This is a genomic window from Hymenobacter sp. 15J16-1T3B (assembly GCF_020711235.1).
Lineage (GTDB): Bacteria > Bacteroidota > Bacteroidia > Cytophagales > Hymenobacteraceae > Solirubrum.
In genome coordinates this window covers 68,293-94,840 of sequence record NZ_JAJFAV010000015.1, presented here as the reverse complement: position 1 = coordinate 94,840, position 26,548 = coordinate 68,293, and the positions used below count along the sequence as shown (strand labels likewise).

The 26,548-nt window shown below is 65.0% G+C and carries 25 protein-coding genes and 1 tRNA gene; 9 read left to right on the top strand and 17 right to left on the bottom strand.

Features of this window, described 5'->3' with window-relative positions; translation table 11 throughout:
• Window positions 1-153 precede the first annotated feature (153 nt).
• Window positions 154-885 carry a Dps family protein gene (locus tag LJ737_RS21655; RefSeq protein ID WP_227768849.1) on the top strand — a complete coding sequence of 244 codons (732 nt, stop codon included), beginning with the start codon at window positions 154-156 and terminating at the stop codon, window positions 883-885.
• Window positions 886-976: 91 nt separating this feature from the next.
• Here LJ737_RS21655 and LJ737_RS21650 read toward each other — a convergent pair whose 3' ends face one another.
• On the bottom strand, window positions 977-1,459 hold the full coding sequence (locus LJ737_RS21650; protein WP_227768848.1) for a low affinity iron permease family protein: 483 nt from the start codon (window positions 1,457-1,459) through the stop codon (window positions 977-979).
• Between the two features lie 235 nt (window positions 1,460-1,694).
• Between LJ737_RS21650 and LJ737_RS21645 the strand changes: the two genes are divergently transcribed.
• A tRNA-Leu gene (locus LJ737_RS21645) sits at window positions 1,695-1,776 on the top strand.
• A 203-nt stretch (window positions 1,777-1,979) separates the two neighbouring features.
• Here the strand turns inward: LJ737_RS21645 and LJ737_RS21640 are convergent.
• Both LJ737_RS21640 and LJ737_RS21635 read right to left on the bottom strand, forming a co-directional pair.
• A complete protein-coding gene (locus LJ737_RS21640) occupies window positions 1,980-3,569 on the bottom strand; it encodes an NFACT RNA binding domain-containing protein (RefSeq protein ID WP_227768847.1) in 1,590 nt (529 codons plus the stop codon).
• Between the two features lie 68 nt (window positions 3,570-3,637).
• Window positions 3,638-4,048, bottom strand: a complete 411-nt coding sequence (locus LJ737_RS21635; RefSeq protein WP_227768846.1) for a VOC family protein — start codon at window positions 4,046-4,048, stop codon at window positions 3,638-3,640.
• A 168-nt stretch (window positions 4,049-4,216) separates the two neighbouring features.
• Here LJ737_RS21635 and LJ737_RS21630 point away from each other — a divergent pair, with 168 nt between their 5' ends.
• The gene (locus tag LJ737_RS21630; protein WP_227768845.1) at window positions 4,217-4,693 is read left to right on the top strand and encodes a hypothetical protein; all 477 of its coding nucleotides are present in this window, start codon (window positions 4,217-4,219) and stop codon (window positions 4,691-4,693) included.
• A 48-nt stretch (window positions 4,694-4,741) separates the two neighbouring features.
• Here LJ737_RS21630 and LJ737_RS21625 read toward each other — a convergent pair whose 3' ends face one another.
• The 3 genes from LJ737_RS21625 to LJ737_RS21615 all read right to left on the bottom strand — a co-directional run bounded on the left by LJ737_RS21625 (window position 4,742) and on the right by LJ737_RS21615 (window position 10,187).
• The gene (locus LJ737_RS21625) at window positions 4,742-5,509 is read right to left on the bottom strand and encodes an MBL fold metallo-hydrolase (protein ID WP_227768844.1); all 768 of its coding nucleotides are present in this window, start codon (window positions 5,507-5,509) and stop codon (window positions 4,742-4,744) included.
• Between the two features lie 98 nt (window positions 5,510-5,607).
• Window positions 5,608-5,985, bottom strand: a complete 378-nt coding sequence (locus LJ737_RS21620) for a response regulator (protein WP_111477267.1) — start codon at window positions 5,983-5,985, stop codon at window positions 5,608-5,610.
• A gap of 59 nt (window positions 5,986-6,044) precedes the next feature.
• Window positions 6,045-10,187: a PAS domain S-box protein gene (locus LJ737_RS21615; RefSeq protein ID WP_227768843.1), complete on the bottom strand. Its 4,143-nt coding sequence runs from the start codon at window positions 10,185-10,187 to the stop codon at window positions 6,045-6,047.
• Window positions 10,188-10,329: 142 nt separating this feature from the next.
• Between LJ737_RS21615 and LJ737_RS21610 the strand changes: the two genes are divergently transcribed.
• Window positions 10,330-11,451 carry a glycosyltransferase gene (locus tag LJ737_RS21610; protein WP_227768842.1) on the top strand — a complete coding sequence of 374 codons (1,122 nt, stop codon included), beginning with the start codon at window positions 10,330-10,332 and terminating at the stop codon, window positions 11,449-11,451.
• Window positions 11,448-12,353: a tRNA (adenosine(37)-N6)-dimethylallyltransferase MiaA gene (gene miaA / locus LJ737_RS21605; protein WP_227768841.1), complete on the top strand. Its 906-nt coding sequence runs from the start codon at window positions 11,448-11,450 to the stop codon at window positions 12,351-12,353. Before LJ737_RS21610 ends, miaA begins: the two co-directional genes overlap by 4 nt.
• A 69-nt stretch (window positions 12,354-12,422) precedes the next feature.
• On the opposite strand, the gene pfkA is transcribed toward miaA, so the two are convergent.
• Window positions 12,423-13,394, bottom strand: coding sequence for a 6-phosphofructokinase (gene pfkA, locus LJ737_RS21600; protein ID WP_227768840.1), 972 nt, complete (start codon window positions 13,392-13,394; stop codon window positions 12,423-12,425).
• A 280-nt stretch (window positions 13,395-13,674) separates the two neighbouring features.
• Here pfkA and LJ737_RS21595 point away from each other — a divergent pair, with 280 nt between their 5' ends.
• On the top strand, window positions 13,675-14,139 hold the full coding sequence (locus tag LJ737_RS21595; protein ID WP_227768839.1) for a tellurite resistance TerB family protein: 465 nt from the start codon (window positions 13,675-13,677) through the stop codon (window positions 14,137-14,139).
• A 98-nt stretch (window positions 14,140-14,237) separates the two neighbouring features.
• Here the strand turns inward: LJ737_RS21595 and LJ737_RS21590 are convergent, their stop codons facing one another.
• The 6 genes from LJ737_RS21590 to LJ737_RS21565 all read right to left on the bottom strand — a co-directional run bounded on the left by LJ737_RS21590 (window position 14,238) and on the right by LJ737_RS21565 (window position 20,005).
• On the bottom strand, window positions 14,238-14,861 hold the full coding sequence (locus tag LJ737_RS21590) for a response regulator (protein ID WP_227768838.1): 624 nt from the start codon (window positions 14,859-14,861) through the stop codon (window positions 14,238-14,240).
• 162 nt (window positions 14,862-15,023) lie between these two features.
• Complete coding sequence (locus LJ737_RS21585) at window positions 15,024-17,015, bottom strand: tetratricopeptide repeat-containing sensor histidine kinase (protein WP_227768837.1); 1,992 nt, start codon at window positions 17,013-17,015, stop codon at window positions 15,024-15,026.
• Window positions 17,016-17,111: 96 nt separating this feature from the next.
• Complete coding sequence (locus LJ737_RS21580) at window positions 17,112-18,317, bottom strand: aspartate aminotransferase family protein (RefSeq protein WP_227768836.1); 1,206 nt, start codon at window positions 18,315-18,317, stop codon at window positions 17,112-17,114.
• A gap of 115 nt (window positions 18,318-18,432) precedes the next feature.
• Entirely contained in the window at window positions 18,433-18,918 is a 486-nt protein-coding gene (locus LJ737_RS21575) for a hypothetical protein (protein ID WP_227768835.1), read from the bottom strand.
• Window positions 18,919-18,952: 34 nt separating this feature from the next.
• The gene (locus LJ737_RS21570; RefSeq protein WP_227768834.1) at window positions 18,953-19,429 is read right to left on the bottom strand and encodes a hypothetical protein; all 477 of its coding nucleotides are present in this window, start codon (window positions 19,427-19,429) and stop codon (window positions 18,953-18,955) included.
• A 30-nt stretch (window positions 19,430-19,459) separates the two neighbouring features.
• On the bottom strand, window positions 19,460-20,005 hold the full coding sequence (locus LJ737_RS21565) for an RNA polymerase sigma factor (RefSeq protein WP_227768833.1): 546 nt from the start codon (window positions 20,003-20,005) through the stop codon (window positions 19,460-19,462).
• A 143-nt stretch (window positions 20,006-20,148) separates the two neighbouring features.
• Here LJ737_RS21565 and LJ737_RS21560 point away from each other — a divergent pair, with 143 nt between their 5' ends.
• From LJ737_RS21560 to LJ737_RS21550, 3 genes are all read left to right on the top strand, one after another.
• Entirely contained in the window at window positions 20,149-20,928 is a 780-nt protein-coding gene (locus tag LJ737_RS21560) for a hypothetical protein (protein WP_227768832.1), read from the top strand.
• Window positions 20,929-21,004: 76 nt separating this feature from the next.
• Window positions 21,005-21,631 (top strand): hypothetical protein, encoded by a 627-nt coding sequence (locus LJ737_RS21555; RefSeq protein ID WP_227768831.1) that lies wholly within the window; start codon window positions 21,005-21,007, stop codon window positions 21,629-21,631.
• A 158-nt stretch (window positions 21,632-21,789) separates the two neighbouring features.
• A complete protein-coding gene (locus LJ737_RS21550) occupies window positions 21,790-22,440 on the top strand; it encodes a zinc ribbon domain-containing protein (RefSeq protein ID WP_227768830.1) in 651 nt (216 codons plus the stop codon).
• Window positions 22,441-22,518: 78 nt separating this feature from the next.
• On the opposite strand, the gene LJ737_RS21545 is transcribed toward LJ737_RS21550, so the two are convergent.
• The 4 genes from LJ737_RS21545 to LJ737_RS21530 form a co-directional block, all read right to left on the bottom strand.
• Window positions 22,519-23,256, bottom strand: coding sequence for a DUF481 domain-containing protein (locus LJ737_RS21545; protein WP_227768829.1), 738 nt, complete (start codon window positions 23,254-23,256; stop codon window positions 22,519-22,521).
• 117 nt (window positions 23,257-23,373) lie between these two features.
• Window positions 23,374-24,330, bottom strand: a complete 957-nt coding sequence (locus tag LJ737_RS21540) for a transketolase family protein (protein WP_227768828.1) — start codon at window positions 24,328-24,330, stop codon at window positions 23,374-23,376.
• Between the two features lie 34 nt (window positions 24,331-24,364).
• Window positions 24,365-25,093 carry a phytanoyl-CoA dioxygenase family protein gene (locus LJ737_RS21535; protein ID WP_227768827.1) on the bottom strand — a complete coding sequence of 243 codons (729 nt, stop codon included), beginning with the start codon at window positions 25,091-25,093 and terminating at the stop codon, window positions 24,365-24,367.
• Window positions 25,090-26,499: a vWA domain-containing protein gene (locus LJ737_RS21530; protein WP_227768826.1), complete on the bottom strand. Its 1,410-nt coding sequence runs from the start codon at window positions 26,497-26,499 to the stop codon at window positions 25,090-25,092. The genes LJ737_RS21535 and LJ737_RS21530 overlap by 4 nt, the downstream gene beginning before the upstream one ends.
• Between the last annotated feature and the right edge of the window lie 49 nt (window positions 26,500-26,548).

Here is a 26,548-nt window from a genome sequence, read left to right as displayed (position 1 = left end):
GCAAAGGGCCGGCAGGCCGCTAAATATACGGCCCGGCCCTAACCCCGACCGGTTGCTTGGCGTACTGCCGTCAGTGGGCCCGCGCTGCCGAGCCCGCCGCCCCGGCCACCGGCCGGTTTCCCCGCATCATCCGCACCTCTTCCTTACCAACCCATGGCAACCAAAGCCACTCCCGCTAAAAAAGCCCCCGCCGCCCCCGCTCCGCGCGTTGCCGCGGCCAAAAAAGCTGCTTCGTCCAACGGCAAAGCCGATACGGCCAAAGCCCCGCAGGCCGCCGACATCGACGCGCCCGTGCGCCCCGTCGACCGCAACCAGCCGCAGGTGCAGCCCATTCTAAACCAGCAACGCAATGCCCCCGCGCCCCTGCAGAAATACGGCACCGTGGCCCAGCGCCTGCCCATCGGCCTGAGCGAGCAGGTGCGCCAGGAAAGCGTGACCATGCTTAACCAGATGCTGGCCGACACCATCACCCTGCGTGATATGTACAAAAAGCACCACTGGCAAGTGGTGGGCCCCACCTTCTACCAGCTGCACCTGCTCTACGACAAGCACTACGAGGAGCAAAGCGAGCTGGTCGACACCATTGCCGAGCGCATCCAGATCCTGGGCGGCGTGGCCGTGGCCATGGCCGCCGACGTGGCCGAGCTGACCAGCATTCCGCGCCCGCCCAAGGACCGCGAGGAAGCGCCGGTGCAGGTGTCGCGCCTGCTGGAAGCCCACCAGATCATGCTCAAAAACTGCCACGACTTCGCCAAGCGCGCCGACGATTCCGGCGACGACGGCACCAACGACCTCATCGTGAGTGACGTGATGCGCACCAACGAAATGCAGGTGTGGTTTGTGTCGGAGCACGTGGTGGACACCCCGCTGGCCAAAGCCGACTAAGCGCCCGGCTTATCCTTGTTCCAAACCCAAACGCGGCGGCCCTTCCGGAGTGGAGGGGCCGCCGCGTTGCTGATGGGCGGGCGCCGCGGCCTTAGTTGCGCTGGTGCTCCAGCTTTTCAACGTGGTTTTCCTCGGCTTCTTCCACGGTGTGGGTGCGGCCCAGGTCGTTGTCCTGGTGGGCTTTTTCGGCTAGCAGGCAGTAAAACTGGTGGAGCAGGGCAATTTCTTCCTCCGTGAAGTCCTGGGCATTGATGAGGCGGTTACTGGCGCCTTTAGTCGCGGCAATTAGCTCGTTGAGCTTCAGGTGCAGCACCAGCGAATCCTTGTTCTGCCCGCGCTGAATCAAAAACACCATCAAAAACGTGACGATGGTGGTACCGGTGTTGATGACCAGCTGCCACGTCTCGGAGAATTTGAAGATGGGCCCGCTGATGGCCCAGACCACTATGGTGCCCAGGGCGAGCAGGAAGGCACCCGTCGAGCCCGACCACTGCGTGATGCGCTGGGCCATTCGCTGGAAAAAGCTGCCTTGGCGCTGGGTGCCGATTTCCTGGAAGGATTCCTTACTGGTCATGAGGGGGTGTGGTGAGGCGGTGAGAGGCGGCACGAACTTCGGCAAGTAGAGTGAAAGGCGCGTGAAAGCGCCGCGGGTGGCAATTTTTATGCCTGATAACCTTGCTGCTACGTAATTTAGCCAGTAAAACCGCTTCTTCGGCTTGCATGGCCCAAAAGCTTCTACTACTTTTGCCCCCACTTCGCCGCCCTCGACGGCGGAGCGGGCGCCCTCCACAGCGTCGTTTACGTGTTCTGCGCACATGGTGAAATTGGTAGACACGCCATCTTGAGGGGGTGGTGCCTTCGGGTGTGGGAGTTCGACTCTCCCTGTGCGCACACCAGCCCAGCGGCCGGTTCCTGACCTCAGGAGCCGGCCGCTGTTGTTTTTAGACCTGGCCCTGGCCGCGCCAGGGCCACAAAATTCAGCTTCCACGAACTCCCCGCCTGCTCGTCGCGCCTAGCGTGGGTATTGGAGGGCGCTGGTACGTCCGGAGGCAGCGCCCCGCCAGTTAGCCCCGGGCAGGCCCTGCGGCGCCCACTCAACCGGCGCGCTCGAACGGGTTGGCCGGCACCACCAGCATCACCTTTTCGCGCTCCACCACCACTTGCCCTGGGGCCGCGCCGCGGGGCTTGCGCACGAATTTTTTGGGCGTGACGGTGACCGGGCACAGCGAGTCGTTCTGGCGGCGCGAGTACCATGCGGCCAGCTGGGCGGCCCGCTCCACCACCGGCGTGGGCACCGCGTGGCCCGGCCGCTGCCGAATGACCACGTGCGAGCCGCTCACGTCCTTGGCGTGCAGCCACAAGTCGTCCTTGTGGGCGTAGCGTTGGGTGAGCAAGTCGTTGTTCTGGGCGTTGCGCCCAACCAGAATAGTGAAGCCACTGTCCTCGAACACCTTAAACGGCAGCTCCGAGGCCGCAGCCTTGGCCTGCACGGCCGGGTCGAGACCGTGCTGCTTGCGCCAGGCCCGCAGCTGGCGCAGGTCGGGTAGGGCGGCCAGTTCCTCCAGCCGCTCCAGGCACCAGAGCGCCTCGGTTTCGCGGCGGTCGGCACGTTCCCGCAGTTGTTGCTGTTCGATTTGCTGGTTTTTGGCCTTGCGGTACAGGTTTTGGGCGGTGCGCTGGGGCGTCTCGCTGGGCTTGAGCTTGATCAGCCGCGGCTGGTCGTTCTGGTAAAAGTCGAGCACCTCCACCTGCGCCGCGCCGGCCGGAATCTGGTGCAGGTTGGCCATAATCAGGTCGGCCGTTTGGCGGTAGCTGGCCTCGTGCTCCAGCGCGTACAGGCGGCGGCGGGCCATGCTGGCGCTGGTGGCCGCTTCGTCGGCGCGCTTTTCCAGGCTCTGCCGCAGTTGGCGCAGCTCGCCTTCGTAGGCGCCGCGCCCAAGCAACAAGGGCACGAAGGCACGCAGGGCCGCCACGGGGTCGGGCGGCAAGATCTGCTCCACTTCGCCCACGGGCAGCAGGCTCAGGCGGGTGCGGCCCTCCAGATTGACGATGTACAGCTGAGACGGCTGCGCTAGCAGGGCCAGCACCGCTTGCAGCAGGGCCAGTCGCTCGGCGGGCGGGGCCGCGTCGTAGCCGCGCTGCCGCAGCCAGTAGCGCGGCACCTCGCCCAGGGTGGGGTAGAGGCGGGCCGGGTCGGGATGAGCGGCCACGTGGGCGGGGCTGGGCTCAGGTCGGATGGGCACCTCGCGCAGGCCGGCATCGGCCGTGAAGCGTTGCTGAAACAGTTGCGCAGGCGCGGCCGGCGCGGGGTAGAACACAGCGTTGGCGTGTGGCCCGAACAGCTTCAGCCACAGCGCGCCCCCGCTGCGAAAGTGCAGTTGCAGAACCCGGTCGTTGGGCAGCACGCTTACTTGTTCGACTTCCTGGCCGAGCAATTCGGGCAGCAGATCCACCGAGTTCTGGCGGGCGCGGTGGAAGCTCTCGGGCAGGCTGAGCAGGGGCTGAGTCCCGGCTAGGCGCACCTTCAGCCACCACTCGGCCGCTTCCGGGGCCGCGTGGGGCCGGAGCAGGCCGACCACCAGCTCGTCTTTTTCCTGCGAAAAGCACGCCGTGACGCGGCAACCGGCGAGCTGCCGCGACAGCGCCGGGGCGAGCAGGCGCAGAAAGTAATAGTTGTTGTGCATGGAAAGCGGGCTTGCGGCGCAAGTTGCGGATTCTGCCGCTGCCACCGGCCCTGTGCGGCCCATAGGGGCTACTTAACGGCAGTGAGCGGGCCGGCTTCGTAGAGTTCCAGCGGCAGTTGGTCGGGGTCGAAGAAGAACGTGAAGCGGCGGCCGGTGTACTCGTCGGTGCGCACCGGCTCGCAGCCGACGCCGTGCCGGGCCAGGTGTTGCACCGCCGCGTCGAGGTCGGCTACGGCGAAGGCCAGGTGACGCAGGCCGGCGGCTTCGGGGCGACTGGGCCGGGCCGGCGGGCCAGGAAAGGAAAACAGCTCGATGAGGTACTGCCCGTTGAGTGCCAAGTCCAGCTTCCAAGAGTCGCGCTCGGCGCGGTACACTTCTTGGAGCACCGCAAAGCCCAGCACTTCGGTGTAGAAGCGCTTCGAGCGGATGTAGTCGGCGCAGATGATGGCCACATGGTGCAGCCCTTGTAGATTCAGCATGAAACCCGGGAAAAACAGCAAGGCTGCTACCGCGAAGGTACTAGGTAAGGCAGCTGGTGCGTGGCTTAATTCTTGTTCGGCCATGCAACCCGTTGTTCACTGGCGGAGCTCTTCCGGTCGGCAGTGTTTGTTCGCACTGCTTAAAGCTACTCTATCGCGCGTTGCCCAATGAAACCACTTGTACTAGCCCTAATGACGAGCCTTGGCCTGGTGGCCTGTCAGAAAAAAACCGTGGAACCCGCCCGCCCGGCCGACCTGGAGGCCGCTTTTGGGCAGGAGGTAAAGCTGCACTACGAGCAGCAGGTGCGCCTGCCCTCGGCCGCGCAGCCGCTGCTGACGGTGCGCATGACCGCGCTGGATTACGCGTATTGTCCGGCAGGAGCCAATTGCTTTGTGCCCAACTTCGCGTGGCCCACGCTGCGCATTACCGATGCCCGGGGGCAAGAGCAGGACATCCGGCTGCCCCTACACGCCGAGGCCGCGCAGCGGCTGAACTTGCTGGATACCACCAGCGTGGTGGCTGCGGGACATCGGTACGCCGTGGTGTATTCGCGTTGGGAGTTGGAGCGCGCCCTCAACGGCTCGGAGATGCCGGTCAAAGCGGATTTTGGGCTGTGGCTGCGCCTGACCGAAGTACGGCCCTAGGGCAACGGAGCTGGGCGCCCGCTGCGGCACTTGCCCTGAACCGCAGGCTCAGACCTCCAGCCGTAGCCCGTCGTAGGCCAGGCGCACGTGGGCGGGCAGGGTGGCTTCCACCTCGCGGTGCTTGCCGAGCAGGTGGCTGATGTGGGTGAGGTAGGCGCGCTTGGGCTGCACGTCCTCGATGACTTCCAAGGCCTCGGAAAGGCTGAAGTGCGAAATGTGCGGCTCGTGGCGCAGGGCGTTGAGCACCAGCACGTCGGAGCCGCGCAGCTGCTCGCGGGCTTCCGGGGAAAGGTGGTTGGCGTCGGTGACGTACGAGAAATGACCTACCCGGAAGCCGAGCACCGGCAGTTTGTAGTGCAGTGCGCGGACGGGCTGAAACTCGATGCCCTCGACTTCGAAGGCCGCGGTGTCGCTTAGGATGGGTACCGTCTGCACCCGCGGCACGCCGGGGTACTTGTGTTCGGCAAAGATGTAGGCGTACTCGCGCTTGAGCTGCTCCAGCACCCGCGGCTCGGCGTACACGGGCATGTCCTGCTGCTGCTTGAAGTTGTAAGCGCGAATGTCGTCCATGCCCGCTGTGTGGTCCTTGTGCTCGTGCGTAAACACCAAGGCGTCGAGCCGGTCGACTCGCTCGCGCAGCACCTGCTGCCGAAAATCGGGTCCCGAGTCGATGATGATGCTGCGCCCCTGCACCTGCAGGTGCACCGACACGCGCAGGCGCTTGTCGCGAAAGTCCACCGACCGGCACACCTCGCAGTGGCAGCCGATAACCGGCACGCCCTGCGACGTACCCGTGCCGAGGAAAGTGACCTGCATTTGGGTGATTAGGTGATTATGGGACTAGGTGATTAGGTAGTAGGCAACGTCCACGGACTTCATTACCCAATTACCCAATCACCTAATCACCCGAATACTTACCCGATGTGTTGCTTCACGGTGCGCACCAGCGCGTCGAAGTCCAGGGGCTTGGGCAGGTAGTCCGTCACGCCGGCTTCGCGGAAGTCGTCCATCGAATAATTGTTGGCGTTGCCGGTGATGGCAATGATGGGCACCTGCCGGATTTTGTCGTTCGTGCTCTGGCGGATTTCGCGGGCCACGGTCATGCCGTCTTTCACCGGAATATTTATATCCAGCAAAATGCAGTCGATGGGCTGGGCTTCGAGCTGTTTCATCACTTCGCCGCCGTTTTTGGCCGACACGATGCGGTACTTCTGCAGCTCCAGGATCTTCTTGGTCAGGTTCAGAATAACGGAGCTGTCCTCCGCAATCAGAATGGTTTTGGAGTCGGACATGACTGCTAGCTAAGGGTTTGGGGGAAGGTAGGGTGGAGCGGTGCTGCAACAACGGCCCGTCAGGGGGCACTGGTGCGGGCCGGGTACTCCCGGATGAACTCTGCGAAGTAATGCAAAAGCGCCTGAAAATCCCGCACGGCGTGCTGAGTACGACCTTGCTTGAGCTCGTGTTCTAAGTGTTTGGCTTGCTCGGCGAGGCGCGTCAGGCCCAGGGTGAAGCCCGTGCCCTTGAGCTGGTGCAGGTGGGGCAGGATGTCGGCGTACTGCCCGGCGTCCACCAGCGCCTTGGCTTCGTCCAAAAGCGGGCCGGCTTCCTGCTCAAAGTCGCTGAAGAGGCTGGCGGCAAAATCGGCCCCGCCCAGCTGGCGCAGCTGCTCCACCGTGTCTAGGTCGATGACGGGGCGCGGGTCGGGGGCGTAGGCGGGCGCGTCGGCTTCTTCGGCGGCGCTGGCCGGGGCGGCCTCGGGGGCGGCGTAGGGAAGTGAGGCCTCGGCGGCCTGAGCCGTGGAAGCGTCCTCCGCCTCGTCGCCTTCGGCTAGCGCCGGCACGGCGGCCACGGCCAGCTGCGGGCGCCAGCGGTGCAGCACTTCGTAGAGGTCCTGGCTTTTCACCGGCTTGGGCACGTAGTCGTCCATGCCCTCCTGCACGAAGCGCTCCGCGTCCTCCTTCATGGAGTAGGCCGTCATGGCCACCACCGGCGGGCAGCCCGGCCCGAGGCGGCGGCGGATTTCGCGCATGGCCGTCACGCCGTCCATTTCGGGCATCTGGATGTCCATGAAAATCACGTCGTAGCGCACTCCGCTGGTGGCCAGCCCGATGGCCTCGAATCCGTCGCCGGCCACGTCGGTGCGGCAGCCGAGCTTGTCGAGCAGGCGCACGGCCACTTTCTGGTTGATGGGGTTGTCGTCGACGAGCAGCACCCGCGGGCTTTGCTCGAAGCGCAGCACGCCCACCTGCGACCGGTCGCGGGAGGCTTGGCGCTCCTGCAGAATGGCTTCCTCGTTTTCGGCCACCCGGCAGCGGATGGTAAACCAGAACGTGGCGCCTTCGCCCACCGTGGAGTCGACACCAATCTGGCCGCCCATCAACTCCGTCAGCTGCTTGCTGATGGCCAGGCCCAGGCCGGTGCCGCCAAACGACTTGGTGGGCGTGGTGTCGAGCTGGGTGAAGTTGGTGAAGAGCAGCTTGGCGTTGTCGGGCGAAATGCCGATGCCCGAGTCACGCACCTCGAAGCGCAGGGTGTGCTCCACGCCGTCGGTGAAGACGGAGGTGGCGCGCACCGTCACGCGGCCCTGCTGCGTGAACTTGATGGCGTTGGAGGTCAGGTTCGAGAGCACCTGCAAGAGGCGCGTTTCATCGGTGATGATGAAGCGCGGGGTGTGCGGGGTGATTTCGTAGGTGAAGTCGAGCTGCTTTTGCTGGGCGCGGTTGGCGAAGAGCGAGTGAATTTTCTCCAGCGTGTAGTGCAGGTCCATGCCCTCCTCGTTGAGCTCCATCTTGCCCGCCTGAATCTTGGAGAGGTCCAGGATGTCGTTGAGGATGGCCAGCAAAGCGTCCGAGGACTTGCGCAGCGTGTCGATGTACTCTTCCTGCTCCTCGGAAGCCACGGTCTGGTGCAGCAGGTCAATCATGCCGATGATGCCGTTCATCGGGGTGCGCAGCTCGTGGCTCATATTGGCCAAAAACTGCGTTTTGGCGTGCAGGGCGGCTTCGGCCTCGTCCTTGGCGCGGCGCAAATCGTCCTGCATCTGCTTGAAGTCCGTCACGTCGCGGGCAATGCCTTCGATGCCGGCCATGCGGCCCGCTTCGTCGTAGAGGGCGCGGGCATTCACCAGCACCTTCACCGCGTGGCCGTCCTTGTGGATAAGGGCGGTTTCGAAGTTGCGCACCACGCCGCCGCCGAGTTCCAGCTCCTTGATAAGCGCGTCGCGCTGCTCGGGGTGCTCGTAAAAGTCGGCCACGCGGTGACCCACGACTTCTTCGGGCAGGAAGCCTACGATGTCGACCACCGAGGGCGAAATGATGGTGATGATGCCCCGCTCGTCGGTGCGGTAGTAAATGTCCTGGAACGACTCGAAGATGGCGCGGAATTTCTCTTCCTGGGCCGCCATTTCCAGGGCCGAGCGTTTCTTGTCGGTGATATCGTGGGCAATGCCCGAAATTTCCTCGAAGGTGCCGTCGTCGAGGTAGATGGGGTTGAGGTAGATTTCGCGCCAGGTGTCGTGGCCGCGCACGTCGCGCAGGCGCACTTCGAAGCGCTGGGGCACGCCCTCGAAAGCGCGGGTGTAGTGCTCGATGAACAGCTGCCGCGCGTCTTCCTCCATCATGGCCAGGTCGGCGTGCCAGAGGTTCACGTTCAGGGCCGGGTGCACGCCGTTGCGGCGCAGGAAGTAGGCGGCGTAGTTGCGGTTGAACGAGGTCAGGCGCGACTTCAGATCCACCGACCACATCAAGTGCGTGCCGCTCTCGAAAATGGCGTTGAGGCGGGCGTTCTGCTTGTTTATCTGCACCTCGTTGCGCTTGCGCTCAATGGCCAGGGCCACTTGGTTCGAGATGAAGTGCAGGATTTCGAGGTCGGAAGGGGCGTAGGCGTCGGGCTTGGTGTAGTCCTGCACCGTGATGACGCCTATGATTCGGTCGCCGATGCTCAGGGGGGAGCAGAGCATGACCTCCGGCATCAGCCCGTAGGCCGTAATGGTGCCGTCGGCAATGAGGGCCTGCAGGTCGGGCTTGAGCAGAATCTGCGGCTTGCCCGTGCGGATGATGTACTCCGACACGCCCGAGGAGAACGGCCGCATCACCATTGCCTTCTCGCCCTGGGAGTTCTGGTCGACGAAGTAGGCGAACTGCAGCTGCGTCCGCGCCTCGTCGCAGAGGGCAATGTAGAAGTTGTTGGTTTCGATGATCTTGCTCAGCTCCCGGTGAATGGCTCCGTAGAGGGAGTGCAAGTCCTTGGAGCTGATGGCCAGGTTGGCAATGCTGTAGTAGACCTTCTGCAGGCGCTCGGCCTTGATGCGGTCGGTGATGTCGTGCAGGATGGCGCGGGTGCTCACCGGCTCGCCATCGTCCCACGAGCAGGTGATGGAGCCGATCAGGTGCACCGGCTTGCCCGTCTTGGTCAGAAAGACGGTTTCGAGCTTGTTGACTTTCTCGCCCTTGTAGAGGTTGCGCAGCTGGTAGAGCAGCTTGGCCTTGTAATAAGGGTGCACCACGTCGGTGAGCGAGAGGCCGGGCAGCTCATCGGCTTCGTAGCCCAGCTTTTCCTTCCACGCTTTGTTGACGAAGAGGAAGCGGTTGTCGATGCTCAGGTTCTGGATCAGGTCGTGGGCGTTGTCCAGAAAGTCCTGCAGCCGCGACTGACTTTCGCCCAAGGCCCGGGCCGTAAACTGGCCCTTGGTCACGTCGCGTCCCACGAACATCACCCCGCTGACCTTGTTCTGGGCGTCGCGCACGAATTCGGCGTACCAGTACACCGTGCGCCGGTGCCGGTCGTGGGCCAGCAGGGAGCGTTCAAAAAAATCCTGCAGTTCCTCGTGCTCGAGGGCGCGGCGGTAGGCGTAGCGGCGCGGCTCGCGCTCCACCTCGGGGGCAAACACGCTGAAATATTCCTGGCCCAGTACCTGCTCGCGCGAGTAGCCGGTCATCACCAGGAAGAAGTCGTTCACGTCGACGATACGGCCGTCGCGGTCGAGCTGCAAAAAGCCCAGGTCGGCGCGGCTGAGCACCTCGCGCAGCTGCTCGCGGGAGCGGGAGGCGGCCTGCTCGTGCTTTTGGGCCTCGAACTGCCGGCGCGTCTGGGTGATGTCGCGCAGGCTCAGCTCCACCACCGTGCGCTGCTCGGGCAGCTCCACGCGGTGCAGGGTAATCCAGCCGTCGAACAGGGTGTCGTCTTGCCGGCGGCCGTACCACATGCGGGCCGCGGGCTGGCCGGTGCGGGCCGTGTGCAGCAGGGCTTCCTGCAGGGTCGGCTCACTGTCCCAGTGCGGCTCGGCGGTGTGCTCGGGGCGCAGAAAGGCCATCAGCCCGGCGCTCAGCAGCATGGCGCGGGTGGTGCCTAGCAAGTCGAGGGCGCGCTGGTTGCAGTCAAAGAGCCGGCCGTGCTCGTCGTAGAGCAGCAGCGCGTCGTAGGCGCCGTCGAAGAGGGCGCGGTACGTGGCCGCCTCGGTAGCGGCCTGGGAAGGAGAATCAGAAAGCAGCGCCATGCGGGAGAACTAGCGGCCGGCCGCGCCGCCGTGGGGGAGGCAGGCGGCCGGGGAGCAGGGTTTACTTCTTAAATTTGTCAAATATATCCGAACCCCGGTGCCCGTTCGTTGCCCGGCGGGCTTGGTTTTTTCCTTTTTTCTCGTGCGCCGCCTGCTCTTCGCCGTCACCACCGACCTGAACTACGACCAACGGATGCAGCGCATCTGCGCTTCGCTGGCCGGCGCGGGCTACCAGGTGCGCCTCGTGGGGCGGGAGTGGCGCGCGTCGAAGCCGCTGACGGCCCAGCCCTACGAACAACACCGCTTGCGCTGCTGGTTCAGCAAGGGCAAGCTGTTCTACCTCGAATACAACCTGCGCCTGCTGCTGTACCTGCTCGGGCAGCGCGGCTTCGCGGCCTACGGCTGCGCCGACCTCGACGCGGCCCTGCCCACCTGGCTGCGCGCCCGCCTGGGCGGGGTGCCCTTCGTATACGATGCGCACGAGCTGTTTACGGAAGTGCCCGAAGTGGTGGGCCGGCCCGCCGTGCGCCGCCTGTGGCTGGCCGTGGAGCGCTTCGTGGTGCCGCGCGCCACGCTGGCCTACACCGTGGGCCCGGCGCTGGCGCGGCTGTTTCAGCAGCGCTACGGGCGGCCCTTCGGAACGGTGCGCAACATCAGCCGGCTGGCCGAAAGCGCCCCGGCCGTGGCCAGTGAAGGCTACATTCTCTACCAAGGCGCCCTCAACGCCGGCCGCGGCCTCGAAGCCCTGCTCGAAGCCATGCCCCAGGTACCGGCCCGCCTGATCATCTGCGGCGAAGGCGACCTGTCGGACAGCCTGCGGGGGCGCGCCGAGGAACTGGGTTTGCTGCAAAGCGGCCGGGTGGAGTTTCGGGGCTACGTGCTGCCCGCCGCGCTGCGCGAGGTAACGGCCCGGGCCGCCGTGGGCATCAGCGTCCTCGAAAACTTGGGCCTAAGCTACTATTACTCGCTGGCCAACAAGTTTTTCGACTACCTGCATGCCGGCGTGCCTCAACTGATTTCGCCCTTGCCCGAATACTTGGCCCTGAACGAACAGTACCACGTGGCGGAAGTCGTACCCGAGTTGACGCCCGCGGCCCTGACCGCCGCCCTGAACGGCTTACTCGGCACCCCTGCCCGCTACCAGCAACTGGCCGAGCACTGCCGCCGCGCCCGGCTGGAGCTGAACTGGCAGCGCGAGGAACAGGAGCTGCTGCGCCTCTACGCCGCCCTCTGGCCCGCCGAGCCCAAGACTGTATCCGCATGAGCAAGCAACCTACTTTGCTGGTGGTAGCCGGCCCCACCGCCGTGGGCAAAACCGCCCTGTGCGTGCGCCTGGCCCAGCACTTTGGCACCGAGGTCGTATCGGCCGACGCCCGGCAGTTTTTCCGCGAAATGCACATCGGCACGGCCAAGCCCACCATCCAGGAAATGCAGGGCGTGCCCCACCACTTCGTCGATTCGCACAGCATCACGGAGGACTACAGCGCCGGCCGCTACGAAGCCGACTGCCTGCAGCTGCTGCACGAGCTGTTTCAGCAGCACGAAGTCATTATCCTGACCGGCGGCTCGGGCCTGTACCTGCAGGCCGTCACCGACGGCTTGGACGAACTGCCGCCCGCCGACGCCGCCCTCCGGGCCCAGCTGCAGCGGGAACTCACGGAAAAAGGCCTGCCCGCCTTGGTTGAAGAATTGGCCGAGCTAGACCCTGTCTGCCACGCACGTATCGACCGGCAAAACCCGGTGCGCGTGCTGCGGGCCCTGGAAGTGTGTCGCAGCTCGGGCCGCCCGTTCAGCTCGTTTCACCAAGCCGGCCCGAAAACCGAGCGGCCCTGGCGCACCGTGAAAGTGGCCTTGACGCGCGAGCGGGACGAGCTGTACCAGCGCATCGATGAGCGCGTGGACCAGATGCTAACCCAGGGCCTGCTGGAGGAAGTGCGCGGCATGCTGCCGCACCGCCACGCACAAGCCCTGCAAACGGTGGGCTACCAGGAAATTTTCGGCTACCTCGACGGCCTCTACGACTGGGCCGAAGCCGTGCGCCTGCTCAAGCGCAACACCCGCCGCTACGCCAAGCGCCAGCTCACCTGGCTGCGCCGCGACGAGCAGTACCAGTGGCTGCACCCGGAGGCGGCCGAGGCGGCAATTTGTGAGCTTGTGAAATTGTGAAGTGGTGAGTTTGACGTCCATACAATCAGAACGTCAAACTCACCACTTCACAATTTCACAAGCTCACCTTTACACCGAGAGGATTTCCACCATGCGCATGAAACCTTGGTTGATCATCTTCTTGCGCGAAATGCACTCCTGGAAGGGCGTGTACACCAGCTTGCGGTCCACGATGCCGGCCATCACGTTGCGCATGCCGTTGAGCAGGCCTTCCACGGCGGCAATGCCGATTTGCGAGGCCAGCAGGCGGTCGGCCGCCGAGGGGGCGCCGCCGCGCTGAATGTGGCCGATAACCGTCACGCGGGCGTCCATTTCCGGAATGGCTTCCTTCACCTTGGTGGCCACGGCCGTGGCGTTGCCTTCCTCGTCGCCCTCTGCTACGATGATCAGAAACGACGACTTTTGGCGCTTGCGGGCCACTTGCAGGGTTTCAATCACGGTGTCGATGCTCTGTACCTGCTCGGGCACCAGCACGATTTCAGCCCCGCCGCCGATGGCGCAGGGAATGGCGATGTAGCCCGAGTCGCGGCCCATCACCTCCACGAAGAAGGCGCGGTCGTGCGAGTCGGCCGTGTCGCGGATTTTGTCGATGGCGTCGAGGGCCGTGTTCACGGCCGTGTCGTAGCCGATGGTGTAGTCGGTACCGTAGAGGTCGTTGTCGATGGTGCCGGGAGCGCCCACCGTCGGAATGCCGAATTCGCGCTCAAACAGCTCGGCGCCGGTGAAGGTGCCGTTGCCGCCGATGGCCACCAAGCCCTCGATGCGGTGGTTCACCAGCTGGTCGAAGGCCTCCTGCCGGCCTTCCTTGGTCTGAAATCGTTGCGAGCGGGCCGATTTGAGGATGGTGCCGCCCCGCTGCACGATGTTGGCCACGGAGGTGGAATCGAGTTTGACGATTTCCCCCTTGATCATGCCCGAATAGCCGCGCATGATGCCGTATACTTCGATGCCGTGGTAAAGGGCCGTGCGCACCACGGCGCGCACAGCGGCGTTCATACCGGGCGCGTCACCGCCGCTGGTAAACACTCCAATTCGCTTCATTCTTTCGTGGGTCAGGATGACGGCCCGTCCGGGGATGGGCCGTCCATGAAATGGCAAAGGTACAAGAACCGGCCAACCGGCGCCGCTTGACCTAAAATTTGTGCGCAAATATGACCGGCAAAATGGCAGTTTTTTTTGCAACCCCGTATTGAACGGATGAAGGCGAAACCATACCTTAACATCGCCCCGTTGCCGCCCGCCATGGTCGCCGGGCGGCGGACCACATCCCCAACCTTCCCGCGGCCGCTCCTCCCTTCACCGCTTTATTCCTGCCCGACCTATGTTTGGTTTCTTCGAAAGCGAGCAGAACAAAAAAGTCCGCAGCCACATCCACAACCTCGCCGCCCTGGCCCGCGTCGACGGGCACATCGATGAGCGAGAAATGAACTTCCTGGTGGCCGTGGGCAAGAAAAATGGTCTGAGCGCCAGCGACGTGCGCAGCGCCGTCTCCAACGCCAGCACCCACGTGCTGCACATTCCCGACAACGACTCGGAACGGTTCGACCAGATCTTTGACCTCGTGGACATGATGCTGGCCGACGGCGTGGTGGACGACAACGAGATGGACTTTTGCATCGACATGGCCGAGAAGCTGGGCTTCCGCAAAGCCATTGTGGGCGTGCTGGTGCGCAAAATCTCGATGGGCGTGCGCGACGGCCTGCCCCGCGAGCAAATCAAGGAAGAGTCGCAAGCCTTTCTGAATTTTCAGGGCAAAGGCGAGCCCACGCACGGCAACGGCCTGTAAAACCGATTTGGCAATAAGCGCAAAGGCGCGGCCGCACTGCGGCCGCGCCTTTGCTGCGTTAGGAGGGAGGAGGACGGCTTTTGGTAGCGCCGGCAGGGTTAGCGGCGGTAGCCGCGGGCCAGGAGTTCGGCCTTGGAATTGACTTGCAGCTTGCGGTACACCTGCCGGATGTGGCTGCGCACGGTGTCAATGCTCAGAAACAAACGGTCGGCGATGCGCTGGTAGCTCAGCCCGTCCTCGATGCCGCGCACAATATCCTGCTCGCGGGGCGTCAGCGGCTCCAGCGCGGGGCGTGGGGGCGACTGAAAGTAGCGGATGACGTGGCGCGCAATGCCCGGCGACATGGGCGAACCGCCCGCGGCCACTTGCAGCAGGTTGTCCTTGAGCACGGGCAGCGGGGTGTCTTTTTCCAGGTAGCCCACCGCACCGGCGCGCAACGAATCGAACACGCGCTGCGCATCCGTGTACACGCTGAGCATCACGACTTCGGCTTGGGGCAGCAGATGCCGCAGCGGCGCCAGCCCTTCGATGCCCGAGAGGCCCGGCAGCCCGATGTCGGAGAGGATAAGCGTGGGGCGGTGAATCATGGTGGGCACCGCGGCCAGAAACTCTTCGACGGAGGCCGCGCTGAGCACGCAACTAAACTCCGGCTGGGCGCAGAGGTAGCCCGTCAGCGCCTCCCGAATCGTCGGTTGGTCTTCAATAATGCCGAGGTAAATCACGGGACAAAGGTCAGTACGAAGCAGCGCCTGGGGTATAGCATAAAGATGTGAAAATAACGGGTATGGGACCCGTGGATTGACCCCGCAGATCCGGGAGGAATTATTTGATTTATTGAGAATAACGCATTGATAACAACAGGGTAATAATGGCATACGGTGGCGTTAGCTCAGCGGCAGCCGGGCCACCACCCGAAAGCCCGGGCCGCTGGCGTCGTAGCTGACCGAGCCGGCAGCGGCGGCGGCCCGGGCTTGCATGTTGCGCAGGCCCTGGCCCACGGGCCGAGCGGGCAGGGCGGCGCCGCTGCCGTCGTCGTGCACGTCCAACTCCAGCTGCCGGCCGCGCAGGCGCAGGCGCACCGTCACTTGCCGAGCGCCGGCGTGCTTCACCGCGTTGTGCAGAGCCTCCTTGTAGATCAGGTACAGCGCCTGCCGGGCCGCCAGCGGCACCGCGGCGGCGGTCAGATCCGGCTCGGCCACGAAATCCAGTTCCACCCCGGCCGGAGGCAGCACCAGGTAGGCGTGGTCACGCATGCGGTCGAGCACGCTCGTGAGCGAGTCGTTGCGCGCGTCGATGCCCCACACCACGTCGCTCATCTGGCGGGCAGCCTGCCGGCTGGTTTCGGCCATGTGGTCGAGGTGTTGGCGCTGCTGTTCGGGCGGGTACAGCCCCTCGCGCAGCATGGTACTCTGCATGGAAATCTGGGTGAGTAGGGAACCTACGTCGTCGTGCAGGTCGGCCGCCAGACTGGTGCGCAGGGCGGCTTCGCGGGCGGCCTGGCGGCGGCGGTACTGCCAGAACGCCAGCCCGCTCAATCCGAGGATCAGCCCGGCCAGGCCCAGCAGCAGCAAGGCCTGCCAGCGCTGGCGCAGGCGGTTCAGTTCCTGCCGCTGCTGCTGCAGGCGCGTTTTCTGGGTGAGCAGCTGAATCTGAGCCTGCTGCTGGCCCAGCTCGTGGCGGTACTGCAACGCCACGGTGCGGCGGCTGACCTCGGCGCCGGTCAGGCTGTCGCGGGCGGCCATAAACTGCTGCTGGGCCTGGTAAGCGCGGGCGAAGTCGCCGCGCCGCGCGTAGGCCCGGGCCAGCACCTCGTGTGCGTCGCGGATGCCCTCGGGGACGTGCAGCAGCTGGCTTTCCCGCAGGCTGCGGCGGGCGTATACCACGGCGCTGTCGGGCCAGCCGCGGCCCAGGCTGCTGCGGGCCAGCAGCCCCAGCACCCGCGGCACCGATAGGGGCAGCACTTTGCGGGCCGTGCCGAGCACCACGTGGGCGCGCGTCATGGCCGCGGCGCCGTGCCCGAGCTGCTCGTCCATTTCGGCCAAGTTGATTTCCATGCGCAGCACTTCGGCGGCTAGGTGCAGCCGCTGGCTGATGGCCATGCTCTGGGTGTAGTAGTAGCGCGCCTCCATCCAGCGCCCCTGCTGGCGGCGGATTTCGCCTAACTCTCCGAAGATCAAGTTGAGCCGATCGGGATAATCCCAGTGTTGCGACACTTGCAGGGCGTGGTGCAGGTATTGTTCGGCGTTGTCCAGTTCGCCGAGCTGCCGGTACACGTTGCCGATTTGGATCTGCAGGCTGGTGTAGAAGCGGCGGGTGTCGCCGGCGTCGAAGGAGGGCGGCACGCGGAAACAGTAGGCCAAGGCCGTGGCGTACTGGCCCTGCTGCGCGGCTATTTTGGCCAAGCGGCCCAAGCAGCGGATCTGCCCGCCGATGTTGTGGATGCGGGTAAACTCGGCTTCGGCGAGTGTCATCCAGTGCTTGGCCGCTTCGTACTCCCCAAGCAAAATGTAGCAGTCGGCGACTTCGAGCAGGGTTTCGGCTTCAAAATCGCGGCAGTGCAGGCGGCGGGCCAGGCGCAGGGCCTGCTGCAACACGGGCAGGCCGGAGCGGGTGTCGCGCTGCTGTCGCTCCCAGGCCAGCTTCGTGAGCAGCATCACGGTGATGGTGTCCGGCTGCGGCCGGGCGTCAATCAGCGCTTGGAGGCTGTCGAGGCGGTGCTGGCTGGTGCGCTGCACGCTGCTGGCCGCCAAGGTGGCCGGATTCGGCGCCACGGATGGCCCCGCGGCGGCCGGCCGCCGCGGCGTGGCCCCTGCCGACCACGCCGCCAGCAGCCCAAGGCCGAGCAACGCGGCTAAGCGGAGTAAAAAGTGGGGCATCGGGGCAAGGGCAGAGTGCAGCCAAAATAAGCGGTACTAATATAGTACATTATTCTACGATATTTATTTCACTCTGCCGAGGTTTCGGCCCGCTACTCAGCCCGCGGCGGGGCCGACCACGTGCGTCACGGCCCGCAGCAGCGCCGCGCAGGCCCAGTCAATTTCCGGGTCGGTGATGGTCAGGGGCGGGGCGAGGCGCAAGGAATTGTCGCAAAACAAAAACCAGTCGGTCAGCACGCCTTCGTGCTCCAGGGCGTGGTCGATGATGGGCTTGAGGACCGCAAACGAGTCGAACTCCACGGCCAGCAGCAGCCCCAGCCCGCGCACCCCGCGAATGGCCGGGTGGCGCAACTGCTGCCGAAACCGCTCGGCCTTCGCCGCCACGCCCGCCAGCAGGCCTTCCTCCTGAATCACGCGCAGGGTGGCCAGGGCCGCCGCGCACGACACCGGGTGCCCGCCGAAAGTGGTCAGGTGGCCCAGAATCGGGTCGGTTTTAAAGCCCTGCATGATATCCTGCCGGGAAATAAACGCGCCGATGGGCATGCCCCCGCCCATGCCTTTGGCCGTGAGCAGGATGTCGGGCACCACGCCGAACTGCTCGAACGCCCAGAACGTGCCGGTGCGCCCGAAACCGCACTGGATTTCGTCCAGAATCAGCAGCGCGCCCACTTCGTCGCAGCGCCGACGCAGCTGCGGCAAGTAGTCGGCCGCGGGCACGCGCACGCCGGCCTCGCCCTGCACCGTTTCGACGATGACGGCGGCGGTGCGCTCCGTAATCAGGGCGAGGTCGGCCACTTCGTTGTGGCGGATGTGGCGCACGTCGGGCAGCAGGGGCCGGAAGCTGCGCTTGAAGCTCTCGGAACCCGTCACCGACAAAGCGCCCTGGGTGGAGCCGTGGTAGGCGTTCAGGCAGCTGATCAGCTCGGTGCGGCCGGTGTGGCGCTTGGCCAGCTTGAGGGCGCCCTCCACGGCCTCGGCGCCGGAGTTGGTGAAGTACACGTTGTCGAGCTCGGGCGGTAGCGTGTGGTGCAGGGCCTGGGCCAGCTCGGCCGGCGGGGCCTGCACTAGCTCGCCGTACACCATCAGGTGCAGGTATTTGTCCAGCTGCCCCTGAATGGCCTGCAGCACCCGCGGGTGGCGGTGGCCCACGTTGCTCACGCCGATGCCCGAAATCAGGTCGAGGTAGCGCCGGCCCCCGGGGCCGTACATCCACACCCCTTCGGCCCGCTCGATTTCGAGCAGCAGGGGAAAGTCGGAGGTTTGGGCCTGGTGACGCAGGAAGAGCTGGCGGGGCGTGAGCATAGGCTAGTCGGAACTGAAACGGACGGCAAAGGTACCGCCTGCGCCGGCATGAACCCGCGTTAAAACAGCTGAGGCGGCCTTGCGGGCCGCCTCAGCTCATCTATAGTATATGCGGCTAGTTGGAGCCGCTCAGGGCACCGCCGGCAGCGCGGCGGTTATCGAGGCGCTGAATCAGCTCCTTGGTGAAGTCGCGCTCGGCCTGCATAAGCTGGGCCACCTGGCGCAGGGTAATGACCTTGGCAAACTTGTCGACGTACTCCTTCTCCAGGTTGATTTCGTTCTGGCGGAGCTTAAACTGGTCGTCGAGGGCCGCGCGGATGTCTTTGTCGCTCATGGCGCCGAAGTCCTGGCCGCGCAGGCCCAGTTTGGTTTGCTTGCGCAGTTCGCGGCGCTTCTCCGTGAATTCGTTGAAGAGCGGCCAGAAGCGTTGGGCCTGCTCCGGCGTCAGCGCAATCTTGTCGGTGATGTAGGCAATGCGGGCGTTTTCGAGGCGCTGCTGGCCGGGGCGCTGCCGGCCGCCGGGCTGCTGGGCCCGGGCGCCCAGGCTGCCGAGCAGCAACAGTGCCACCAGCAAGGCGGGGCGGGCGAGGAAGCGGTTCATGCGGGGAAAAACAAACATCGGGGGCGAAATAACACTACAAGTACACATCCAGGCTCGGCTGCTCGTCGAGGGCGGCCTGAATATCGGCGTCGGTGCCGGGCAAGAAATCGGCGGTCAAGTCGCGCTCGGCCACGTGGGTGTCGGCCAAATCGGCCAGCGTCAGGCGCGGGGCGGCGTCGGAGAGCAGGTACTGCACGGCTTCGGCCCGGGGCACGGCGGCCAGGGCCTGCGCGGCGCTGAGCGGGCGAACCGCGGGCTGGCTGCCGGGGCGCGAGGCCAGCCAGAAGCTGCCCACGAAGGTCAGCAGCACCACGACGGATGCCAGGGCCGTGCGCAGCGGGGCGCTCAGGGCCGCCAGCCAGCCCCACGCCGGGGCCGCGTCGGCATCGGCCGCGGGGCGCACGCGCTGCATCACGCGCAGCGGCAGCTTATCGAAGAAATCCGCGGCGGGCGGGGCCAGCGGCGGCTGGGGGCGCCGGGGGTGCTCGTCGAGGCGGAAAGGCGTTTTCATATCGGTTAGAGGGCCGCGGCGGGCCGGGGTTTAATCGGAGGCTTCGTTTACGTACTGCTCAATTTTCTTGACGGCGTGGTGGTAAGACGCCTTCAGGGCCCCCACGCTGGTGCCCGTCACCTCGGCCATCTGCTCGTAGGGCATTTCGTCGTAGTAGCGCAGGTTGAACACCAGGCGCTGCTTGTCGGGCAGGCGCAGGATGGCTTTTTGCAGCTTGAGCTCTACTTCGTCGCCGGCCAGCTGCTCGTCGGCTTCCAGCTTCTGGGTCAGCTCGGCGCCCACGTCGTTGAGGGGCAAAAAGAACTTGCGGCGCTTGCTGGCCAGCAGGTTCAGGCACTCGTTGGTGGCAATGCGGTAAATCCAGGTGTAAAGCGACGCGTCCTGGCGAAAGTTCTCCAGGTGCTTCCACACTTTGATAAACACCTCCTGGGTGAGGTCGTCGGCGTCGTCGTGGTCTACCACCATCTTGCGCACGTGCCAGTACACCTTGCTCTGGTACTTGCGCACCAGCTGGTTGAAGGCCAGGTTGCGGCTGGCCGGGTCGCGAAACTTGAGGAGGATGTCCTGATCTTCCAAGCAGCGTGGAGAAGGTGAGGTGGAGCGGAGAGGCGTTGGGGGTTAGAGCGCGGTGCCGGGCCCGAGTTTAACGAGCAAGTGGGAAAACCTTTTCATCTTGGGCCGGAGGGGCTTGCGTCTCCTGCTTATCTTGTTATCTACCAATGACATCCGTATTCCCGCTTATAGCTACCTGCTGGCTGGCCCTGCGCGCCGCCGCGCTGCCCGCGGAAAGCGAAGCCTACCGCCGCCACGTGCTGGCCGATGCCGCGCTGTTGCCCGCGGAGCGGCTGCCGCAGTACGCCGGCCGCTCTTTCGCGCCCGTATGGCTGCACGCCGACGACGCCGGCGCTCTGGGTTTTATTGGTCCGAATTACCAGCGTCTGGACCTGAAGCTGCTGAGCGTGCAGCCCACAGCCGGGCAGCCGGGGCAGTACACCGTGACGGGCAAATCCAGGGTCAAAACCAACGTGGCGGCTTTTCAGGGCACGTTCCGGGTGCTGCACGTGCGCGTCAACCGGGACCGGCCCCGCACCGTCGACGACGAGCCCACCGTCGCCGTGAAATCCGGCATCGTGCTGGCTGCCTACGAGCTGCGCGAGCCGGCCGGCCAGCCCGGCACCGGCATATTTCGGGGCGTGCTGCAGGCCAAATGGTACGAAGACGCCCGCGGCCGGTTGTACTACGATAACCTACTGAACGTTGCCGACAGCTACGCCAACAACCAGGGCGTGGGCACCTGGACCTCCTACCGCAGCGGGCAGGTAAAGCGCTGCAACTGGGGCGACTACCGCATACCAAACAGCGGCGACCTGGACCAAGGCGCGGCCGAATTCAGCCCGTCGGCGAAATACCTGGCCTACGGCTGGCAGCAGTACCGGCAAGCCTGGACCGAACAAGACCCGGCCGCGAAAAAGCGGGAACTGGCGGCGTGGTGGCGGTAATGGATACGCGTTGCCGCCGCATCTGTTTTTCTCTTCAACCCTTCTGCCAGGCGTTGCCGGGCCGCTATTTCTGTTTATGGCTTCTATCTTCTGCCGCTTTTGGAGGTTGGCTGCGCTGGGCGCAGCGCTGCTGGCTCGGCCCGCCGCCGCGCAGCAATTCGAGCTGAACAGCCTGCCGGTGGCCCCGGCTCCCGCGCCGCCCCCGGCCGCGCCGCTGCCCAAACTGACCAGCCTGCCCGCCGCCGCGCAGTACCGCCTCGCGGCCGTTACCATCGACGACGCCCGGCCACTGGCGTCGGACCGGGTACTCAAGCTGCCGGTGTTTTCGCGGCCCGGGCAGATGGACAAGGTGTGGCCGGTGCTCACGCCCGCGCAGCGCGCCGCAATGCAGAAGGTGTTGCAGGCTCCGTTTTCGGCCGACTCCTCCAAGCCCGCCGTGACCCTGCGCTGCCGGATCGACGATGCCTACCAGACGTTTTTCGCCGCGGCCGAATCCGAGAGCGTGGTGGCGGGCGCGCGGGTGCAGCTAGAGCTACTCGATGCCCAGGGAGAACTGCTGATGGCCGCCACCGGGCAGCAGCGGCTAACCCGGCGCAGCCTGGATGCCCGTTACAAGGTGTTGGACGAGCTGTACCAGCAGGCCCTGCTCAGCGCAGTGCGCCACGGATTGCTGCAGCTGGTACTGACCGCCGAGGCGGAGTAAGGGCTTAGCGGCTCACATATACATGCTATTGCCGTCGGAAAAGTACCGCGCCGCGGGCGGCCGGGCTTGGGAAAATTCAACGTGAGCAAGCGGGAGTGGCGCCGGGGGCCGGCAGAACTGTATTTTTACCGCCGAACCCCAACCAAGCCCCCGCCACCGTGAGCAACCTGATTCAATTCGTCGCCAACTACGATGACCTGAGCACCGACAAAGGCTTCCAGTTCAAGTTTCATTGCGACAAGTGCCGCAACGGCCATATGTCGCGCTTCCAGCCCAATGCCGTGGGCATTGCCGGGGAGCTGATGCGCGCGGCCGGCAGCCTGTTCGGCGGCTACTTCTCCGACGCGGGCAGCGCCGCTTACCACGTGCAGCGCGCCGTGGGGGGCAAGGCCCACGACGAGGCCCTGGAAAAAGCCGTGCAGGAAGGCAAAACCTACTTCAAGCAGTGCACCCGCTGCGGCCACTGGGTATGCCCCGACGTGTGCTGGAACCACCAAGCCGGCCTCTGCGAGGACTGTGCCCCCGACGAGCAGGAAGAACTGGCCGCTCAGCAGCGCCAGGCCGCCCGCGACCAGATTTACACCAAAACCCGCGAACAGGACTACACCAAAGACCTCGACTTCCTCAACAAGGGCGGGCTGGTGCAGTGCGCTAGCTGCCAAACCAAGCTGGCGCCCGGCCAGAAGTTCTGCCCCAGCTGCGGCACGCCCAACCCCGCGGCGCAGGTCAAAGACAAATTCTGCGGCAACTGCGGTGCCTCGATGAAGCCCGAGCAGAAGTTCTGCGCCGAGTGCGGCTCGAAGCAGTAAGCGGCGGTCCAAGACTTGTTGTTCCCAGTTTTCAAGCCCGGTTGCCAGCACGGCAGCCGGGCTTTTTTGGGCCGGGGCCTAAGGCGTGGCGTAGCTGAAGCCCACCGTGAGGTTGTAGTTGTCGGGGTTTTTGCCGGCCAGCACCCGGCTTTCGTGGGTGTAATTGCTGGTGGCGTTGACGGCCAGGCGCTTGGTCACTTTCAGCGTCACCGTGGCCAGCTGGCTCACGCGAAAATCCGACGCGGTTGGGATGGAGGGCTGGTAGTAGGTGAAAGTGGAGACGGTGAACTGCCGCAGGGTGTAGAGCAGCTTCAAGCGCAGGGAGTTACGCGTGACGATGCGCCGGCTGCCGTCGACGTAGTAGGTGGCCTCGCGGATAAGCAAATTGCTGAGTGCCACCTCGCGCGTGCCCAGCGAGTCGCGGTAGAACGACCAGCCCGGGCCGGCGCCCGCTTGCACGCGGTCCTGGATGCCGCGCAAATTACTGCGCTCGTAGCCGCCGAGGCCGTAGGCGCGGAAATGACCTTTCCAGTAGTAGGGCGTGGCGTTGATGAGTGCCTCCCGCTCCTTGAGCTGCCGGTCCTGCTTGCCGTAGGTGAAAGTGCCCGCCAGCGGCAGACCGAAGTGCATGCCCCGGCTGAAGCTTACCGAGTGCGTGGTGGTGAGCAGCGTGCGGTACACGCCGCCGGCCGACAAAGCGCCTGTGAGCGTGCCGGCATAGTGAATGATGGTAGTGTCGGGGCGCTGGGCGCGGGCGACATGGCTGGTCAGCAGCAAGAGAATGGGCAGCAGAACGCGGAACAGAAGCTTGGGCATCAACGGCGCTTGGAGGAAGCAATGGGACCGAACGGCAACCCGGCAAAGGTAAAAACGCGAAACCGCCTCGGCTGCCAGCTGGCAACCGGGGCGGTTTCGCTTGGGCTGAAGCCGGAATTACTTGCGGCGGGCCATTACTTTCTCCACGGCGGCCACAATGGCTTGCTCGTTGAGGCCGTATTTTTCCATCAGCTGCTCGGGCGTACCCGATTCGCCGAAGGAGTCGTTGACGGCCACCATTTCCAGGGGCAGCGGCTCCTCGCGGGCCAGCAGCTGGGCAATGGAGTCGCCGAGGCCGCCGTTCATCTGGTGCTCTTCGGCCGTCACCACGCAGCGCGTTTTGCGGGCCGAGGTCAACACGGCTTCCACGTCCAGGGGCTTGATGGTGTGGATGTTGATGATTTCGGCGTTGATGCCTTTTTCTTCGAGCAGCTTGCCGGCCAAGATGGCCTTCCACACCAAGTGTCCCGTGGCGAAAATGCTCACGTCGGTGCCCTCGTTCAACATCACCGCCTTGCCGATTTCAAACTTCTGGTCGGCGGGGGTGAAAACGGGTACCACCGGGCGACCGAAGCGCAGGTACACCGGGCCCTCGTAGTCGGCAATGGCAATGGTGGCGGCCTTGGTCTGGTTGTAGTCGCAGGGGTTGATGACGGTCATGTGCGGCAGCATCTTCATCAGGCCGATGTCCTCCAGAATCTGGTGGGTGGCGCCGTCTTCGCCCAGGGTCACGCCGGCGTGCGAGGCGCAGATCTTCACGTTCTTGCCCGAATAGGCAATGCTCTGGCGGATCTGGTCGTAGACGCGGCCCGTGGAGAAGTTGGCAAAGGTGCCGGTGAAGGGAATTTTGCCGCCGATGGTCATGCCTGCGGCCAGGCCCATCATGTTGGCTTCGGCAATACCTACCTGGAAGAAACGCTCCGGAAAGTCCTTCACGAAGGCGTCCATCTTCAGGGAGCCAATGAGGTCGGCGCAGAGGGCCACCACGTTGGGGTTGGTTTGGCCCAGCTCGTGCAGGCCGGCGCCGAAGCCGCTGCGGGTGTCTTTTTTCTCGGTGTAGGGGAAGTCTTTCATAGGAAAAGGGAGAGGTTTCAGTGAGGAAAAGCCGCTACGACGCCCGGGCGGCGTCTTCGCGCCAGCGCAGGCCGGCGGGCAGCTGGTGAGAAGAAAATTCAAGGTGAATCACGCGCCGCGGCCGCGCGTCGAGGCTGCGGTGGGAGGCGTGCAGGGTCAGGGGCTTCATCAGCATCACCCCGCCGGCCGGCACCTGGCACACCGTGGTGGCCGAGGTAAAATCAGAAATGGCCGTGGCGTGAATGGCGCCGCGGCGGTGCGAGCCGGGCACGACGCGCAGGGCGCCGTTGCCGGCGTCGCAGGCGTCGAGGTGGATGCGCAGGGTGCAGATGCCTTCGAGGTACTCGCGCGGCGGCTGCACGTTCACGCCCTCGGGCCGCACGTTCCAGGGGCCAAAGCCCGGCAGCTCGGCGCGGCGGTCGACGGCCACCATCAAATCCTGGTGCCAGGCCACCACCCAGTTCGAGCCGGCGGGCTTGTCGAAGTAAATGGCCTTGACCAGGCGCTGCGGCGCGGGCAGAAGCTCGTGGAGCAGCGCCGTAAACCGTGCGTTCCAGATGAGCGGACCTAACGCGGGCAACTCGCTGAGCAGGTTACGTATGGCAAACAGGTCGGCCGTGCGGCGGAAGTTGCCGCCCGCCGTGCGGGCTTGTTCGATAACGGCCAGCATGGCCCGGATTTCGGCCGTGGCATAGACCTGCTCCACCACGGCAAACCCGTCGCGTTGGTAGTCCTGCAAAGTGTCGCGCGCTGCCTGCATCATTTGCCAAAAATGCTGACCGAAGAGGTTTGTCCGCTGCGGATGGTGAAGGAGCGCACGTCGGTGAACTTGCTGCCGGTGGCCGTGGCGGTGCGGTACACCAGCCGGTAGGGGCCGGGCTGCATGGGCAGGTTGATTTTCGACGAGCCGCCGGGCGGCAAATCGTACACCCAAGTTTGCGAGTCGTCTTGGTTCAGGCGGTAAATGCTGCCGTAGCCTTTCAGGTCACTGACGATGTTCAGGGTACCGGGCGCCTCGTAGGTTACGGTGGTTTCCTGGCCCTGCTTCACCGCCACGCGCCGGATGATGCGCGGCAGCGTGAGGATTTCCACCTCGTAGTTGCCGGCCAGCAGTTTCTGCTTCGCGCCGAAGGCCCGGGCCAGCACCGTGGCCGGCGAGGCTTGGGCCCGCACCACCGCCTGCACCACGCCGTAGGGGTTGGTGGTGATGGGCGGGCTCTGCAGATTCAGCGTGCCCTGCGGGGTTTTGTAGGTGAGCACGTTGGCCTTGCCGGGTCGAATAACCAAGTTGGCCTGGCGCACCGGCGGCACCGTGTTGATGACCAAATCGTAGCTCTGCAGCGCGTCGATGTCGAGCACATCGGGCTGGCCCTTGGCGTCGCGCCAGTGCACGTAGTTGTACTCCGGCTGCTCGGTCACGTTGTTGACGAAGGTCAGGTTCACGTTCGACTCCACCGGCCGGCCCGCCTCGTCGGTCAAGTTCACCGCCACTGTGGTCTTGGCCAGGGTTTGGGCAATGACGTCGCTCAGGATGGTGCGGAAGGTCTTCACGTCGGCCGCGTTGTAGTACTGACCCAAGCACTTAAGCTGCTCGCCAAACTCTCGTTCGGCCCCGATGCCGATAACAAAGGGCTTCAAAAACACCCGCTTGCGCTGCAGGGCCAGGGCCGTGGCGCAGGGGTCCCCCTTGCACGATTCGAGCCCGTCCGTTATCAAAATGAGCACGTTGCGCGCGTTGCGGTCGGCCGGGAAGTCCTGGGCCGACTGGCCCAGCGAGTAGGTAATCGGCGTGTTGCCCTGGGGCCGCAAGTCCTGCAGCTTCTGCTTGATGGCGGCGGCGTTTTGGCGGGCAAAGGGCACTTCCAGGCGCGAGTCCTCGCAGTTGTTCTCGGTGTTGGGGTGCTGGTGGCCGTAGGCGCGCAGGGCCAGCTCCAGGTTGGGGTAGGCGTTGAGCGAGTCGGCCATCTTGGCCAGCAGCGCCTTGGCCACGTTCCAGCGCGGTTGCCCTTCCCAGGGCGCGTTCATCGAGCCCGAGGCGTCGAGCACGAAGAGGATGCGCGTGGTCTTGGGCTGGCTCGACGGGGCGCCCTGCTGGGCACGCAGCGGCCCGGCCAGCAGCCAGAGGGCCGCCAGCCAAACCAGATTCCGCAGGGAAATGCGTCGCGCCATCAGAGGGGCCTCACCCAATCAATCAGTAGGCCGTCACGTCGAGCTTGCC